The sequence below is a fragment of the Streptomyces sp. NPDC054872 genome (genome assembly GCF_053610705.1).
Window position 1 is genome coordinate 288113 of record NZ_JBSGYY010000002.1, and the last position, 13548, is coordinate 301660.

General features: G+C 71.3%; 11 protein-coding genes. 8 read left to right on the top strand and 3 right to left on the bottom strand.

Translation table 11 applies throughout. From position 1 onward, the window contains the following. Positions 1-29: 29 nt before the first annotated feature. Entirely contained in the window at positions 30-1646 is a 1617-nt protein-coding gene (locus ACWGIH_RS03460) for a carboxyl transferase domain-containing protein (RefSeq protein WP_453444393.1), read from the bottom strand. Positions 1647-1733: 87 nt separating this feature from the next. On the opposite strand from ACWGIH_RS03460, the gene ACWGIH_RS03465 reads away from it, so the two are divergent. The 4 genes from ACWGIH_RS03465 to ACWGIH_RS03480 all read left to right on the top strand — a co-directional run bounded on the left by ACWGIH_RS03465 (position 1734) and on the right by ACWGIH_RS03480 (position 5556). Further along, on the top strand, positions 1734-2324 hold the full coding sequence (locus ACWGIH_RS03465) for an SACE_7040 family transcriptional regulator (RefSeq protein ID WP_453444394.1): 591 nt from the start codon (positions 1734-1736) through the stop codon (positions 2322-2324). Between the two features lie 129 nt (positions 2325-2453). After that, on the top strand, positions 2454-3611 hold the full coding sequence (locus tag ACWGIH_RS03470) for an acyl-CoA dehydrogenase family protein (RefSeq protein WP_453444395.1): 1158 nt from the start codon (positions 2454-2456) through the stop codon (positions 3609-3611). Positions 3612-3635: 24 nt separating this feature from the next. Beyond that, positions 3636-4514, top strand: coding sequence for an acyl-CoA thioesterase (locus tag ACWGIH_RS03475; protein WP_453444396.1), 879 nt, complete (start codon positions 3636-3638; stop codon positions 4512-4514). A gap of 52 nt (positions 4515-4566) precedes the next feature. Next, on the top strand, positions 4567-5556 hold the full coding sequence (locus tag ACWGIH_RS03480) for a cation diffusion facilitator family transporter (RefSeq protein ID WP_453444397.1): 990 nt from the start codon (positions 4567-4569) through the stop codon (positions 5554-5556). On the opposite strand, the gene ACWGIH_RS03485 is transcribed toward ACWGIH_RS03480, so the two are convergent. Next, on the bottom strand, positions 5540-6337 hold the full coding sequence (locus tag ACWGIH_RS03485) for a phosphatase (protein WP_453444398.1): 798 nt from the start codon (positions 6335-6337) through the stop codon (positions 5540-5542). The two genes, ACWGIH_RS03480 and ACWGIH_RS03485, sit on opposite strands and share 17 nt — an antisense overlap. 77 nt (positions 6338-6414) lie before the next feature. Further along, positions 6415-7944 (bottom strand): PucR family transcriptional regulator, encoded by a 1530-nt coding sequence (locus ACWGIH_RS03490; RefSeq protein ID WP_453444399.1) that lies wholly within the window; start codon positions 7942-7944, stop codon positions 6415-6417. Positions 7945-8111: 167 nt separating this feature from the next. Here ACWGIH_RS03490 and ACWGIH_RS03495 point away from each other — a divergent pair, with 167 nt between their 5' ends. The 4 genes from ACWGIH_RS03495 to ACWGIH_RS03510 all read left to right on the top strand — a co-directional run bounded on the left by ACWGIH_RS03495 (position 8112) and on the right by ACWGIH_RS03510 (position 13481). Then, positions 8112-9581, top strand: a complete 1470-nt coding sequence (locus tag ACWGIH_RS03495; protein ID WP_453444401.1) for a sodium:solute symporter — start codon at positions 8112-8114, stop codon at positions 9579-9581. Between the two features lie 86 nt (positions 9582-9667). Continuing rightward, entirely contained in the window at positions 9668-10666 is a 999-nt protein-coding gene (speB, locus tag ACWGIH_RS03500; protein WP_249589806.1) for an agmatinase, read from the top strand. Next, positions 10663-12348 (top strand): thiamine pyrophosphate-binding protein, encoded by a 1686-nt coding sequence (locus ACWGIH_RS03505; protein WP_453444402.1) that lies wholly within the window; start codon positions 10663-10665, stop codon positions 12346-12348. The genes speB and ACWGIH_RS03505 overlap by 4 nt, the downstream gene beginning before the upstream one ends. 197 nt (positions 12349-12545) lie before the next feature. Further along, complete coding sequence (locus ACWGIH_RS03510) at positions 12546-13481, top strand: serine hydrolase (RefSeq protein ID WP_453444404.1); 936 nt, start codon at positions 12546-12548, stop codon at positions 13479-13481. Positions 13482-13548: the final 67 nt, after the last annotated feature.

Here is a 13548-nt window from a genome sequence, read left to right on the forward strand (position 1 = left end):
CTTGCTGGAAGTCGCTCATCGTCCGCCCCTCACATCCGGAAGACGCCGAAGCCGGGTTCACCCAGCGGGGCCTCGGCGCAGGCGGTCAGGGCGAGGCCGAGGACCTGCCGGGTCTCCATGGGGTCGATGACGCCGTCGTCCCACAGCCGGGCCGTGGCGTAGTAGGCGTTGCCCTGCGCCTCGTACTGGGCGCGGACCGGGTCCTTGAAGGCCTCCTCGTCCTGCGCCGACCACTCCTCGCCCCGCGCCTCCAACTGGTCGCGCTTGACGGTCGCCAGGACCGAGGCGGCCTGCTCGCCGCCCATCACGGAGATCTTGGCGTTCGGCCACATCCACAGGAAGCGGGGGGAGTACGCCCGGCCGCACATCGAGTAGTTCCCCGCGCCGTACGAACCGCCGATCACGACGGTCAGCTTCGGCACGCGCGTGCAGGCCACCGCCGTCACCATCTTGGCGCCGTGCTTGGCGATGCCGCCCGCCTCGTAGTCCCGGCCGACCATGAATCCGGAGATGTTCTGCAGGAAGACGAGGGGGATGCCGCGCTGGTCGCACAGCTCGATGAAGTGGGCGCCCTTCTGGGCGGACTCGGAGAACAGGATGCCGTTGTTCGCGATGATGCCGACCGGGTGGCCGTGCAGGTGGGCGAAGCCGGTCACGAGCGTCTGGCCGTACTCCGCCTTGAACTCGGCGAAGCGCGAGCCGTCGACCACGCGCGCGATGACCTCGCGCACGTCGTAGGGGGTGCGGGAGTCCGTGGGCACCGCTCCGTACAGCCCGAGGGGGTCGACCTTGGGCTCCTCGACCGTCCGGACCGACCAGGGGAGTTCGCCGCGCCCGGGGAGCGTGGAGACGATCGTGCGCACGATCCGCAGCGCGTGCGCGTCGTCCTCGGCGAGGTGGTCCGTCACACCGGAGACTCGGGAGTGGACCTCGCCGCCGCCCAGTTCCTCGGCCGTCACGACCTCGCCGGTCGCGGCCTTCACCAGGGGCGGGCCGCCGAGGAAGATCGTCCCCTGATTGCGGACGATCACCGCCTCGTCGCTCATCGCGGGGACATACGCGCCGCCCGCCGTGCACGAGCCGAGCACGGCCGCGATCTGCGGGACGCCCGCACCGGACATCCGCGCCTGGTTGTAGAAGATCCGCCCGAAGTGCTCGCGGTCCGGGAAGACGTCGTCCTGCATGGGCAGGAAGGCGCCGCCCGAGTCCACCAGATACAGGCAGGGGAGGCGGTTCTCCAGCGCGACCTCCTGGGCGCGCAGATGCTTCTTCACCGTCATGGGGTAATACGTGCCGCCCTTGACGGTGGCGTCGTTGGCGACGATCACGCAGGTGCGTCCGGAGACCCGGCCGATGCCGGCGATGACTCCGGCGGCCGGGGCGTCCCCGCCGTACAACCCGTCGGCCGCGAGCGGTGCCAGCTCCAGGAAGGGCGAGCCGGGGTCGAGCAGGGCGTCCACGCGGTCGCGGGGCAGCAGCTTGCCGCGCGCGACATGGCGGGCCCGGGCCCGCTCGCCACCGCCGAGCCGTGCCGCCGCGAGCTTGGCCCGCAGGTCGTCGACGAGGGCGGTGTGCGCCGCCTCGTTCGTCCGCCATGCTTCGGACGCGGGATCAGCCGCGCTCGTCAGCACCGGTGCCTGCAGCATCAGTCGAGCCCCCTTGCTCGGTTAATGAGCGTTAACGCGTTTCCATCAGGTTAACGACCGCTAACCGCCCTGTCTAGAATTGATTCCATGGCCACCAGAACCGACGCCCCCACCCGTCGCGAGCAGATCCTCAGGGAAGCCGCCCGGCTCTTCGCCGAGCGCGGCTTCCACGGAGTCGGAGTGGACGAGATAGGGGCTGCCGTCGGCATCAGCGGGCCCGGTCTCTACCGCCACTTCGCGGGCAAGGACGCGATGCTCGCCGAGCTGCTCGTCGGCATCAGCGGGCAGCTCCTGACCGGCGGCAAGCGGTGTGTGGCCGACGTGGACGGACCGCCGGAGCGGGTGCTCGACGCGCTCATCGAGGGGCACATCGACTTCGCCCTCGACGACCGCTCCCTGATCACGCTGCACGACCGCGAGCTCGACCGCCTGCGCGACACCGACCGCAAGCTGGTCCGCCAGCTCCAGCGGCAGTACGTGGAGATCTGGGTCGACGTCGTGCGCAAGGTCTATCCGGACCTCGCGGAGAACGCCGCCCGCGTCTGCGTGCACGCGGTCTTCGGCCTGCTCAACTCCACACCGCACCTGAGCCGCCGTGACGCGCTGCCCAGCCGCGGTGCCATGGCCCAGTTGCTGCACGGCCTGGCGCGCGGGGCCTTCGCGTCGGCGGTGGCGTGACGGGAGCGACAGGACTTCTCTCTGGACGGTCCGGTGACCGGCGGGTAACGTTTATCTGAGCAAGCGCTTAGTCGTGTTGTGTCCGCTTGCGTCCGCCCGAGCCTGGTGTCGTTCCGAAGGAGTCCCCCCGTGCGCCGTACCGTTTTCAATGAGGACCACGAGGCGTTCCGGGAGACCCTGCGCGCCTTCATCGAGGCCGAGGTCGTCCCGGTCCACGAGGAGTGGTTCGCCGCGGGTCAGGTGCCGCGCGAGTTCTACTACAAGCTCGCCGAGCTCGGCCTGTTCGGCATCAACGTCCCCGAGGAGTTCGGCGGCGCGGGCCTGGACACCCACAAGTTCGAGGCCATCCAGTACGAGGAGACCTCCCGTGCGGGCGTCACCTTCGGCGGCTCCGGCGTCCACGTGCTGCTCGCCCTGCCGTACATCAAGGCGCTCGCCACCGACGAGCAGAAGAAGCGCTACCTGGAGAAGTTCGTCTCCGCCGAGGAGATGTGGGCCCTCGCGATGACCGAGCCGGGCACCGGCTCCGACCTCGCGGGCATGAAGAGCACGGCCAAGCTCTCCGAGGACGGCACGCACTACGTCCTCAACGGCTCCAAGACCTTCATCACCGGAGGCGTGCACGCCGACCGCGTGATCGTCTGCGCCCGTACGTCGGCGCCCACCGCCGAGGACCGCCGCTACGGCATCTCCCTCTTCGCCGTGGACACCAAGTCCGAGGGCTACTCCATCGGCCGCAAGCTCGACAAGCTCGGCCTGAAGACCTCCGACACCGCCGAACTCGCGTTCGTCGACGTCAAGGTCCCCGTCGAGGACCTCCTCGGCGAGGAGAACAAGGGCTTCTACTACCTCGGCAGCAACCTCCCCTCGGAGCGCTGGGGCATCGCCTACGGCGCGTACGCGCAGGCCAAGGCCGCCGTCCGGTTCGCCAAGGAGTACGTCCAGGACCGCACGGTCTTCGGCAAGACGGTCGCCTCCTTCCAGAACACCAAGTTCGAGCTGGCCGCCTGCCAGGCCGAGGTGGACGCCGCCGAGGCCGTCGCCGACCGCGCCCTGGAGGCCCTGGACGCGGGCGAGCTGACCGCCGCCGAGGCCGCCTCCGCGAAGCTGTTCAACACCGAGGTCGCGCACCGCGTCATCGACAAGTGCCTCCAGCTGCACGGCGGCTACGGCTTCATGAACGAGTACCCCATCGCCCGCCTGTACGCGGACAACCGCGTCAACCGCATCTACGGCGGCACCAGCGAGGTCATGAAGATGATCATCGCCAAGAACATGGGCCTGTAAAGACCGCCCTGTAGAACTGGATTCATGAACAAGGCACTTGAGTCACTCCTCGATCTGCTCGACCTGGAGCAGATCGAGGAGGACATATTCCGGGGCGAGAGCCGCTCGGCGCTCGTCCCGCGCGTCTTCGGCGGCCAGGTGGCCGCCCAGGCGCTGGTGGCGGCGGGACGCACCGTCCCCACGGACCGGCCCGCCCACTCCCTGCACGCGTACTTCCTGCGTGCCGGTGACCCGGGCGCGCCGATCGTCTACACCGTCGACCGGATCCGCGACGGTCGCTCCTTCACCACGCGCCGGGTCGTCGCCGTCCAGCACGGGCAGCCCATATTCCACCTCTCCGCGTCCTTCCAGACGTACGAGGAGGGCCTGGAGCACCAGACGGGCATGCCGTCCGCCCCGGACCCGGAGACACTCCCCACCGCCGCGGAGATGCTGCCGCGCCATCTGCCGTCACACGTCGCCGAGCGGCTGATCGAAGCCCGCGCGGCCGTCGATCTGCGCTACGTGGACGCGCCGCCCTGGGCCACGGTCGGGCAGCCGCGCGAACCGCGCTCCCAGGTGTGGTTCCGCACGAACGGCAAGCTCGACGACTATGCCAACCACACCGTCGACTCCCTGCTGCACGTCTGTCTCGCCACCTACGTCTCCGACATGACGCTGCTCGACTCGGTGCTGCTCGCGCACGGCCGCGGCGGCTGGGCGGTCGGTGACGTCGTCGGTGCCTCGCTCGACCACGCGATGTGGTTCCACCGCCCCTTCAAGGCCGACGAATGGCTTCTGTACGACCAGGAGTCGCCCTCGGCGTCCGGCGGGCGCGGACTCGGCCAGGCGCGGATCTGGACGCAGGACGGGCAGCTCGCGGTGACGGTGATCCAGGAAGGCGTCGTTCGCGTTCCGCGCTGATTCAGGAGGGCGTCGTTCGCGTTCCGCGCTGATCGGACATACCGTCCGATACATGAGTGAGCCGGTCGACAGCAGCAAGCCCGAGCCGCCCGAGGGCGGCGGCGAGAGCACCTTCACCGTCATCGTCGCCGCTGTCGCCAACCTCGGGATCGCCGTCGCCAAAGCCGTCGCCGGTGTCATCAGCGGGTCGAGCGCGATGCTCTCCGAGGCGGCGCACTCACTGGCCGACACCGTCACCGAGGTGCTCCTCCTCACCGCCCTGAAGCGGAGCGAGAAGCCCGCCGACGAGGACCACCCGCTGGGATACGGACCCGAGCGCTACATCTGGGCGATGCTCGCGGCCGTCGCCACCTTCGTCGGTGGCGCCGTCTTCTCGATCTACGACGGCATCCACACCCTGGTGGCGGGCGAGGAACTCGGCGACCCGCTCGTCTCGTACGTCGTGCTCGCCATCGCCTTCCTCCTGGAGGGCTATTCGCTGCGCACCGGCGTCAAGCAGGCCCGCGGTGAGGCGGCGCGCTTCGGGGCGTCCTTCGGCCGCTACCTGCGCCACACGCCCGACACCGCCGTGAAGGCCGTCGTCCTTGAGGACGCGGCCGCCCTGGCCGGGCTCGTGCTCGCCGCGGGCGGACTGCTCGGCGGGCAGCTCACCGGGTCCGGCGTGTGGGACGGCGTGGCCTCGCTCTGCATCGGCGCGCTGCTCCTGTACGTCGCCTGGGTGCTCGGACGCAGCAACGCCCAGCTCCTCATCGGGCGCCCCCTGCCGAAGCCGATGCGCAAGGAGATCCGCGAGGTGCTGCTCGCCTCCGAGCACATCGAGGCCGTCCTCGAGCTGACGACACTGCTCCAGGGGCCGCGGGAGGCACTGGTCGCCGCCAAGGTCGACTTCCGGGACGCCTCCTCGGCGGCACAGATCGAGTGGGCCTGCGAACAGGCCGAGCGACGGCTCCGGGAGCGCTTTCCCGGCGTACGACGGGTCTATCTGGACCCCACGCCGGGGTTCGCCCAGCGGCGGACCGAAGGGCTCAGCCCGTGGCCGTGAGGCCGGCGGCGTCCAGCAGGTAGGCCGTCATGGGGTCGTAGAAGCGCGGGCTTGTGACGTGGTCGTCCAGCGGGACCGTCACCTGGACGGTGCCCTCGGCCTCGCCGATGAACAGCGCCGGGTCGTTGCAGTCCGCGTACCCGACGGAGTCGATGCCGCGCTGGCCCGCCCGTCCGGCCCACCCGTGGTCGGCGACGACCAGGTCGGGCAGCGGGCGTCCCGCGCGCTCCAGGCCGTCCAGGATCGCGTTCATCGGCTCGGGGGAGTGCGTGTGCCAGAGAGTCGCGCCGCGCTCCAGCATCGCCACGTCCGCGAACTGGAAGACCATGCCCTCGTCGGCGGTGAGGCCCTCCGGGATGACGACGATCTCGCAGCCCGCCGAACGCAGGGCGGCCGCCGTCGCGCGGTGCACGTCGAGCAGGCCCCCGGGGTGGCCGGTGGCGAAAAGGACCCTCTCCTTGCCGGCCGCCGCCTTGCGCAGGCGCGCCGCCATCCGCTCCAGGGCGTCGACCGTCAGCTCGGGGTCGATGGTGTCCTGGCCGTGCCGGTACTCGGCGTCGTCGATCACACCGCACCGCTCGGCCATCACCGCGAGGACGTCCTGCTCGTCGGTCCAGCGGTCGCCGAGCTCCAGGCCGAGCCAGTAGTGACGGTCGCCGTTCGCGAGCTTCCTGTAGTGGCTGAGGTTGTTCTCGCGTGGCGTGGCGACATCGCCCGCGATGCGGGAGCGTACGAGGTGATCGACGAGCGCGGCACGGCTGGGTATCGGCATGGGGTCCATTCTGCCGTCGGTGACCGCGCGGTGGCGGGCTGTCCCGGTGCTTGGACCTGTGAGTTGCGCCCCTCCGCAGGCCCGCGTCACCTCTCGCGGCCCAGCGCGAACCACAGCTCCATGCGGACGTCGGGGTCGTCCAGGTCCGCCTCGAGGAGCGCCCCGCACCGCGTGATGCGCTGTCTGACCGTGTTGCGGTGGACCCCCAGTGCCGTGGCCGTGCGGTCCCAACTGCCGTGCAGGGAGAGCCAGGTGCGCAAGGTCTCCCTGAGCGCCCCTCCGTCGCCGAGCGGGGCGAGCAGCACGCGCGCGTGGGCCGCGGCCTCGGCGGGCGACACCAGCGCCGCGATGCCCGCCTCCCGGTGCCGGACGAGCGGCGCGCGGGTGGCCTCGGCGCGGCGCAGGGCGCGGTCCGCCTGGGCGTCGGCGGCGGGCAGGTTCCCGGGGGCGGCGGGGGCGGAGGCGCCCAGGGTCCAGCCCGGCTCCCCGGTGAGCTCGCGGTCGGCGGGGAGCAGCAGCCGTACGAGGCCCTGCCCCGCGTCCGCGTCCAGCAGGCCGCTGCCCAGCGCGGCGGCCAGCGCGGAGGCGGCGACGGAGTGCGCCACCGGGTCGTCGCCGGTGTCCCCGCGCGCGTGCACCACGGTCCACTCGCCGGCCCCCAGGAGAGGCGCGACCTCGTCCACCGCGGAGCCGAGCAGCAGCCGTACGAGAGCCGCCGACCGCGCGGAGTCCGCGGCGCCCTGGTGCTTCCCGGTCAGGAGCGAGAGCAGCACGACGGCCACCCCGGTGATGGTGTGGTCCCCCGGCTCGCGCTGCTCGGCGGCGACCCCGAGCGCGAACCCCTGCCCGCCGCCCAGCGCGTACGCGGCGAGGTGGGCGCCGCCCACGGAGTCGGTGGCGGAGGCGGGGGCGGGGCCGGGCCGCCCCGAGGGGCGTACGACTTCGGAGAGCTCGCGCACCGCCTGCCGCGCCCCTGCTCCCGGCGCTGTTCCCGCCGTGTGGAGCACCGTGCCGTCCGGGGCGTAGAGCGCCGCCCAGCCGCCGAGGCGCACCGCCAGCTGGCGCAGCACCGCGGGCACCGGGTCGGGGCGCGCGGCGGCCGTGGCAAGACCCTGCTGGGCGTCCGTCACGCGGCGCAGCTCGGCGTGCCTGGCCTCCGCCACCAGCCGCCACACCGCGCGGGCGACCCCGCTGAACGTGGTGCGCGGCGGTACTTCGAGGAGCGGCAGGCCGTAGTGGTCGCAGGCCGTCACCAGGGCGCGCGGCACCGTGTCGTGCACGGGCGCTACGCCGAAGCCGAGGGCCGCGCCGCCCGCCTCGACGATCCGCGCCACGTAGTCGTCGAGGTAGACGCCCGCGCCCACCGGGTCGGTGATGTGCACGCCCGCCGTCAACAGCAGTTCGCCGCCCAGAAGGTACGGATACGGGTCCGACATCTCCGAGGTGTGCACCCACTGGACGGCCGCCCCGCTCTCCCCGGCGTCGGGGCCCGCGATCTGGCGCAGGCCCAGATCCTCCCGGGCCAGGAGCGCCGTCAGGGGAACGGGCGGGGTCGGGGGAGCCGGGGAGGGGGCTGACGGGGCGAGTGGGTCCGGCACGGTGGATGTTCCATCCATATCGATCACGGGGAGTGGATGAAACGTACACTTCAGCGTTGCTTTCCGGCCACCTAAGGTCGTGCCGACCCCAGGCCGCGGGTACGGGCGGATGTCCCCGCGGCAGGTAGCCACCCCCCCACCCCCATCTGCACGACACGCCACCGAGGTGCGCGAAGGAGGGCCCTATGGCCGTCGACTACACAGTGATCGTCGTCTATCTCGCCGGCATGCTCGCCATGGGCTGGTGGGGCATGCGCCGCGCCAAGTCCAAGAGCGAGTTCCTGGTCGCCGGACGCCGCCTCGGACCGTGGATGTACTCCGGGACCATGGCCGCCATCGTCCTCGGCGGCGCGTCCACCATCGGCGGCGTCGGCCTCGGCTACCAGTACGGGCTCTCCGGCGCCTGGATGGTCTTCACGATCGGCCTCGGCCTGCTCGCGCTGAGCGTCTTCTTCTCGGCGCGCATCGCCCGCCTGAAGGTCTACACCGTCTCCGAGATGCTGGACCTGCGCTACGGAGGGCGCGCGGGCGTCATCTCCGGGGTCGTCATGTGGGCGTACACGCTGATGCTCGCGGTCACCTCGACCATCGCGTACGCCACGATCTTCGACGTCCTGTTCGACATGAACCGCACGATCGCGATCATCCTCGGCGGCTCGATCGTCGTCGCCTACTCGACGCTCGGCGGCATGTGGTCCATCACGCTCACCGACATGGTGCAGTTCGTGGTGAAGACCATCGGCGTGCTGCTCCTGCTGCTGCCCATCGCGGTCGTCAAGGCCGGCGGCTTCAGCGAGATGAAGGCCAAGCTGCCCACCGAGTACTTCGACCCGCTGGGCATCGGCGGCGAGACGATCTTCACGTACGTCCTGATCTACACATTCGGCATGCTCATCGGGCAGGACATCTGGCAGCGCGTCTTCACCGCGCGCAGCGACAAGGTCGCCCGCTACGGCGGCACCGTCGCCGGTACCTACTGTCTCGTCTACGCGATCGCGGGCGCCGTCATCGGCACCGCCGCCAAGGTCATGTACCCGAAGCTGCCGAGCGCGGACGCGGCCTTCGCGACCATCGTCAAGGACGAACTGCCCATGGGCGTACGCGGTCTGGTGCTCGCCGCGGCCCTCGCCGCCGTGATGTCCACGTCCTCCGGAGCGCTCATCGCGTGCGCGACCGTGGCCAACAACGACATCTGGTCGCGGCTGAGGGGCGTCGTCGCCTCCAAGGAGGGCGACGAGCCGCACGACGAGGTGAAGGGCAACCGCCTCTTCATCCTGATCATGGGCATCGCCGTCGTCTGCATCGCCATCGCCCTCAACGACGTCGTGCAGGCGCTCACCGTCGCCTACAACCTGCTCGTGGCCGGTCTGCTCGTGCCGATCCTCGGCGGGCTGCTGTGGAAGCGCGGCACCGCGCCCGGCGCCCTCGCGGCTGTCGCCGCCGGTGGGCTCTCGGTCATCGGGCTCATGTGGGGGTACGGAATCCTCGCCAACGAGCCGGTCTACTACGGCCTGTTGATCTCGCTCGGCGTGTACGTCGTCGTCTCCCTCGCCACGAAGCCGACCGACGCCCAGGTCCTCGCGGCCTGGCGCGAGCGGCTCGCGGGCCGGGGGTCCGAAGAAGAAGCGGAACCGGAAACCCCGGTAGCCGTCTAGCCATGCGCGCGGCCCACTGTCAGTGGGCCGCGCGACACTTGTCCCAGCAGCACAGCAACACTCGTATCAGCAGGAGGAAACCGACCATGAGCAGCGCCGAGACCCCGACCCCCCGCGGCCCGGTCGACTCCTCCCGCGTCCCGAGGTACGCGGGCCCGGCGACCTACGCCCGGCTGCCCCGTCTCGACGAGGTGGGCGGCAAGACGGACATCGCCGTGGTCGGCGTGCCCTTCGACACCGGTGTGTCGTACCGCCCCGGCGCCCGCTTCGGCGGCAACGCGATCCGTGAGGCCTCGCGCCTCCTGCGTCCGTACAACCCCGCGCAGGACGCCTCGCCCTTCGCGCTCGCCCAGGTCGCCGACGCCGGTGACATAGCCGCGAACCCGTTCAACATCAACGAGGCGGTCGAGACGATCGAGGCCGCCGCGGACGACCTCCTCGGCTCGGGCGCCCGCATGATGACGCTCGGCGGCGACCACACCATCGCCCTGCCGCTCCTTCGTTCGGTCGCCAAGAAGCACGGCCCGGTCGCCCTGCTGCACTTCGACGCGCACCTGGACACCTGGGACACGTACTTCGGCGCCGAGTACACCCACGGCACGCCGTTCCGCCGCGCCGTCGAGGAGGGCATCCTCGACACCGAGGCGCTCAGCCACGTCGGCACGCGCGGCCCGCTGTACGGCAAGCAGGACCTCACGGATGACGAGAAGATGGGCTTCGGCATCGTCACCTCGGCGGACATCTACCGCCGCGGCGCCGACGAGGTCGCCGACCAGCTGCGCCAGCGCATCGGCGACCGCCCGCTGTACATATCCATCGACATCGACTGCCTGGACCCGGCCCACGCGCCCGGCACGGGCACCCCGGAGGCGGGTGGCATGACGTCGCGCGAACTCCTGGAGATCCTGCGGGGGCTCTCCTCCTGCAACCTCGTCTCGGCGGACGTCGTCGAGGTCGCCCCCGCCTACGACCACGCGGAGATCACGGCCGTCGCCGCCTCGCACACCGCGTACGAGCTGACGACGATCATGTCCCGCCAGATCGCGGAGGCCCGCCGGACCACCGAGGGGAGCGCGGCCAAGTGACGCACGACCACGACGTAGTACTGCGGCCCACGGAGGCCCAGACGGAGGCGGCCCTGAACCCGCCCCCGGGGCGCAACGGCGGCGACCTCGTCGTGGAGACCCTCCAGGGCCTCGGCGCGACGACGGTCTTCGGGCTCCCCGGCCAGCACGCGCTCGGCATGTTCGACGCCCTGCGGCGCTCGTCCCTGTCGTACGTCGGCCTGCGCGTGGAGAACAACACGGGCTTCGCGGCGGACGCGTACGGCCGGATCACCGGTGAGGTGGCCCCGCTGCTGCTCTCCACCGGGCCCGGCGCGCTGACCTCGCTCGCCGCGCTCCAGGAGGCGGCGGCCGGTTCCTCGCCCGTGCTCGCGATCGGCAGCCAGATCCCGGTGGCGGGCCTCGGCGGCGGCCGGCACGGCTACCTCCACGAGCTGCGCGACCAGCAGGCGTCCTTCCGCGACATCGTGAAGTCCGTGCACACGGTGCGCACCGCCTCGCAGATCCCCTCCGCGATCGCGGCGGCCTGGGAGTCGGCGCTCACCGCCCCGCACGGCCCGGTGTGGGTGGAGATCCCGCAGGACGTCCTGCTCGCGGAGACCACCCTGCCCGTCGTCACGGCCATGGACGCGACCCCGGACGAGGTCGTCCCGCGCCCCGAGCTGACGGCGGTCGCCGCCGATCTGCTCTCGCGCGCCGAGCGCCCGGCGATCATCGCGGGCGGCGGAGTCGTGCGCTCGGACGCGAGCGGCAAGCTCCTCGCCCTCGCGGAGCTGGTGAACGCGCCCGTCGTCACGACCTTCGGCGGCAAGGGCGCCTTCCCCTGGGAGCACCCACTGTCGCTCCAGTCCTGGCTGGAGGACCGCTACACCACCGACTTCCTTGAGGAAGCGGACGTCCTTCTGGTGGTCGGCTCGGGCCTAGGCGAGCTCTCCTCGAACTACCACACGTTCAAGCCGCGCGGCCGGGTCATCCAGATCGAGGCCGACGCCGGGAAGCTGGAGTCCAACCATCCGGCGCTCGGCATCCACGCGGACGCGCGGCTCGCGCTCTCCGCGCTCCTGGAGACGATCGACGCGCCCAGGGAGGACCCCACGGCCCCGGAGCGGGTCCGGACGGTCCTGGCCAAGGTCAAGGAGCGGATCGCCGCCCAGGAGCTCACCCTGGAGCAGGAGGTGCTCGCGTCGGTGCGCGAGGCCCTGCCGGACGCCTCGCCGTCCTTCTGGGACATGACGATCCTCGCCTACTGGGCCTGGTCCGCCTTCGACGCGCGGCGTCCGAACACGATGCATTCGGCGCAGGGCGCGGGCGGCCTCGGCTACGGCTTCCCGGCCGCCATCGGAGCGGCGGCCGCCGACCCCTCGACGCCGGTGCTCGCCGTCTCGGGCGACGGCGGCGCGATGTACTCCATCGCCGAGCTGGCCTCGGCCAAGCAGCACGGCCTGCCGGTCACCTGGCTGATCGTGGACGACGGGGGCTACGGAATCCTCCGGGAGTACATGTCCGACGCGTTCGGTGAGCCCACGGCCACGGAGCTCTCCCGCCCCGACTTCGTCGCACTCGCGGAGTCCTTCGGGGTGCCGGGCGTCCGTACGACCCCGGAGACCCTCCGCGAGGACCTGACGAAGGCGCTCGCGGAGCCCGGCCCCTCGGTGGTCGTGCTCCCGGCGGTGCTGAGGATGTTCGAGCCGACGCACCTCTGAGGCGACGCACGTCTGAGCTGACGCACGTCGGAGCCGACGGCCGCCATGACACGGGCTGATTACAGATCGGTCATCTGTTCCCAAACTCGTGCATCCATATACCGGTGCCGGTGAGTCATGTGAGGTGAGTGCGCCGGGGGGCGCGCTTGTACGGGCCCCGAGGGTCTTGTACGGACCCAAGGGGATGGGGAAACTCCATGACTCACCCGGTATCCGGGACATCCAGGCGTGCCCGCGTGCTCTCGGCGGGACTCGCCGCCGGGGTGCTCCTGCCGCTCGGCGCGGTCGCGACAGCCGCGCCCGCCGCCGCGGCCGCACCGCAGGTGACCTGCACCTCCGCGCAGGCCGGCCTGGCCGCCAAGCTCACGAAGGACATCACGGCGGCGCTGAAGAACCGCAAGGGCACGGTCGCGGTCGGCCTGCACGACCGCACCACCAAGACCACCTGCACCCTGCGCGCGACCACCTCGTTCGACTCGGCCAGCGTCGTCAAGACGACCGTCCTCGCGGCGCTCCTGTGGGACGCCAAGAAGACCGACCGGAAGCTCTCGGCCCGTGAGTCGGACCTCGCGTACGCCATGATCACCAAGTCGGACAACGCGGCGACGAGCAAGCTCTGGCGTCAGCTCGGCACGGGGAAGATCAAGGCGTTCCTCGCGGCCGCCAAGATGACGAAGACCGTGCCCGGCTCCGGCGGCTACTGGGGCCTGACCCGGATCAACGCGGCCGACGAGCAGAAGCTCCTCGCCCTGATCACCGCCAAGAACTCCGTCCTCAGCGACAACGCGCGCGCCTACATCCTCAAGCTCATGAACAAGGTCGTCGCGTCGCAGCGCTGGGGCACCCCCGCGGGCGCGCCGGCCGGCGTCAAGATCCATGTCAAGAACGGCTGGCTGCAGCGGTCGACCCACGGCTGGCGGGTGCACAGCATCGGCGCGTTCAAGGGCGGCGGCCACGACTACACGCTCTCCGTGCTCACCCACGGCAACAGCACCATGAACTACGGCGTCGCCACCATTCAGGGCGTGGCCAAGGCCATCCACAAGGACCTGGCGCCCACCGCATCCTCGGCCGGGCGCTACGCCCCGACGGCCACACCGCGGGAGGCGTTCGTGGCGGCCCCCGCCGGGTGATCGCACGTTCGAGGCCGGTCACCTCCGGGTGGTCCTAGGACCTCCGACCCGTCTTTGTTGCGGTGGG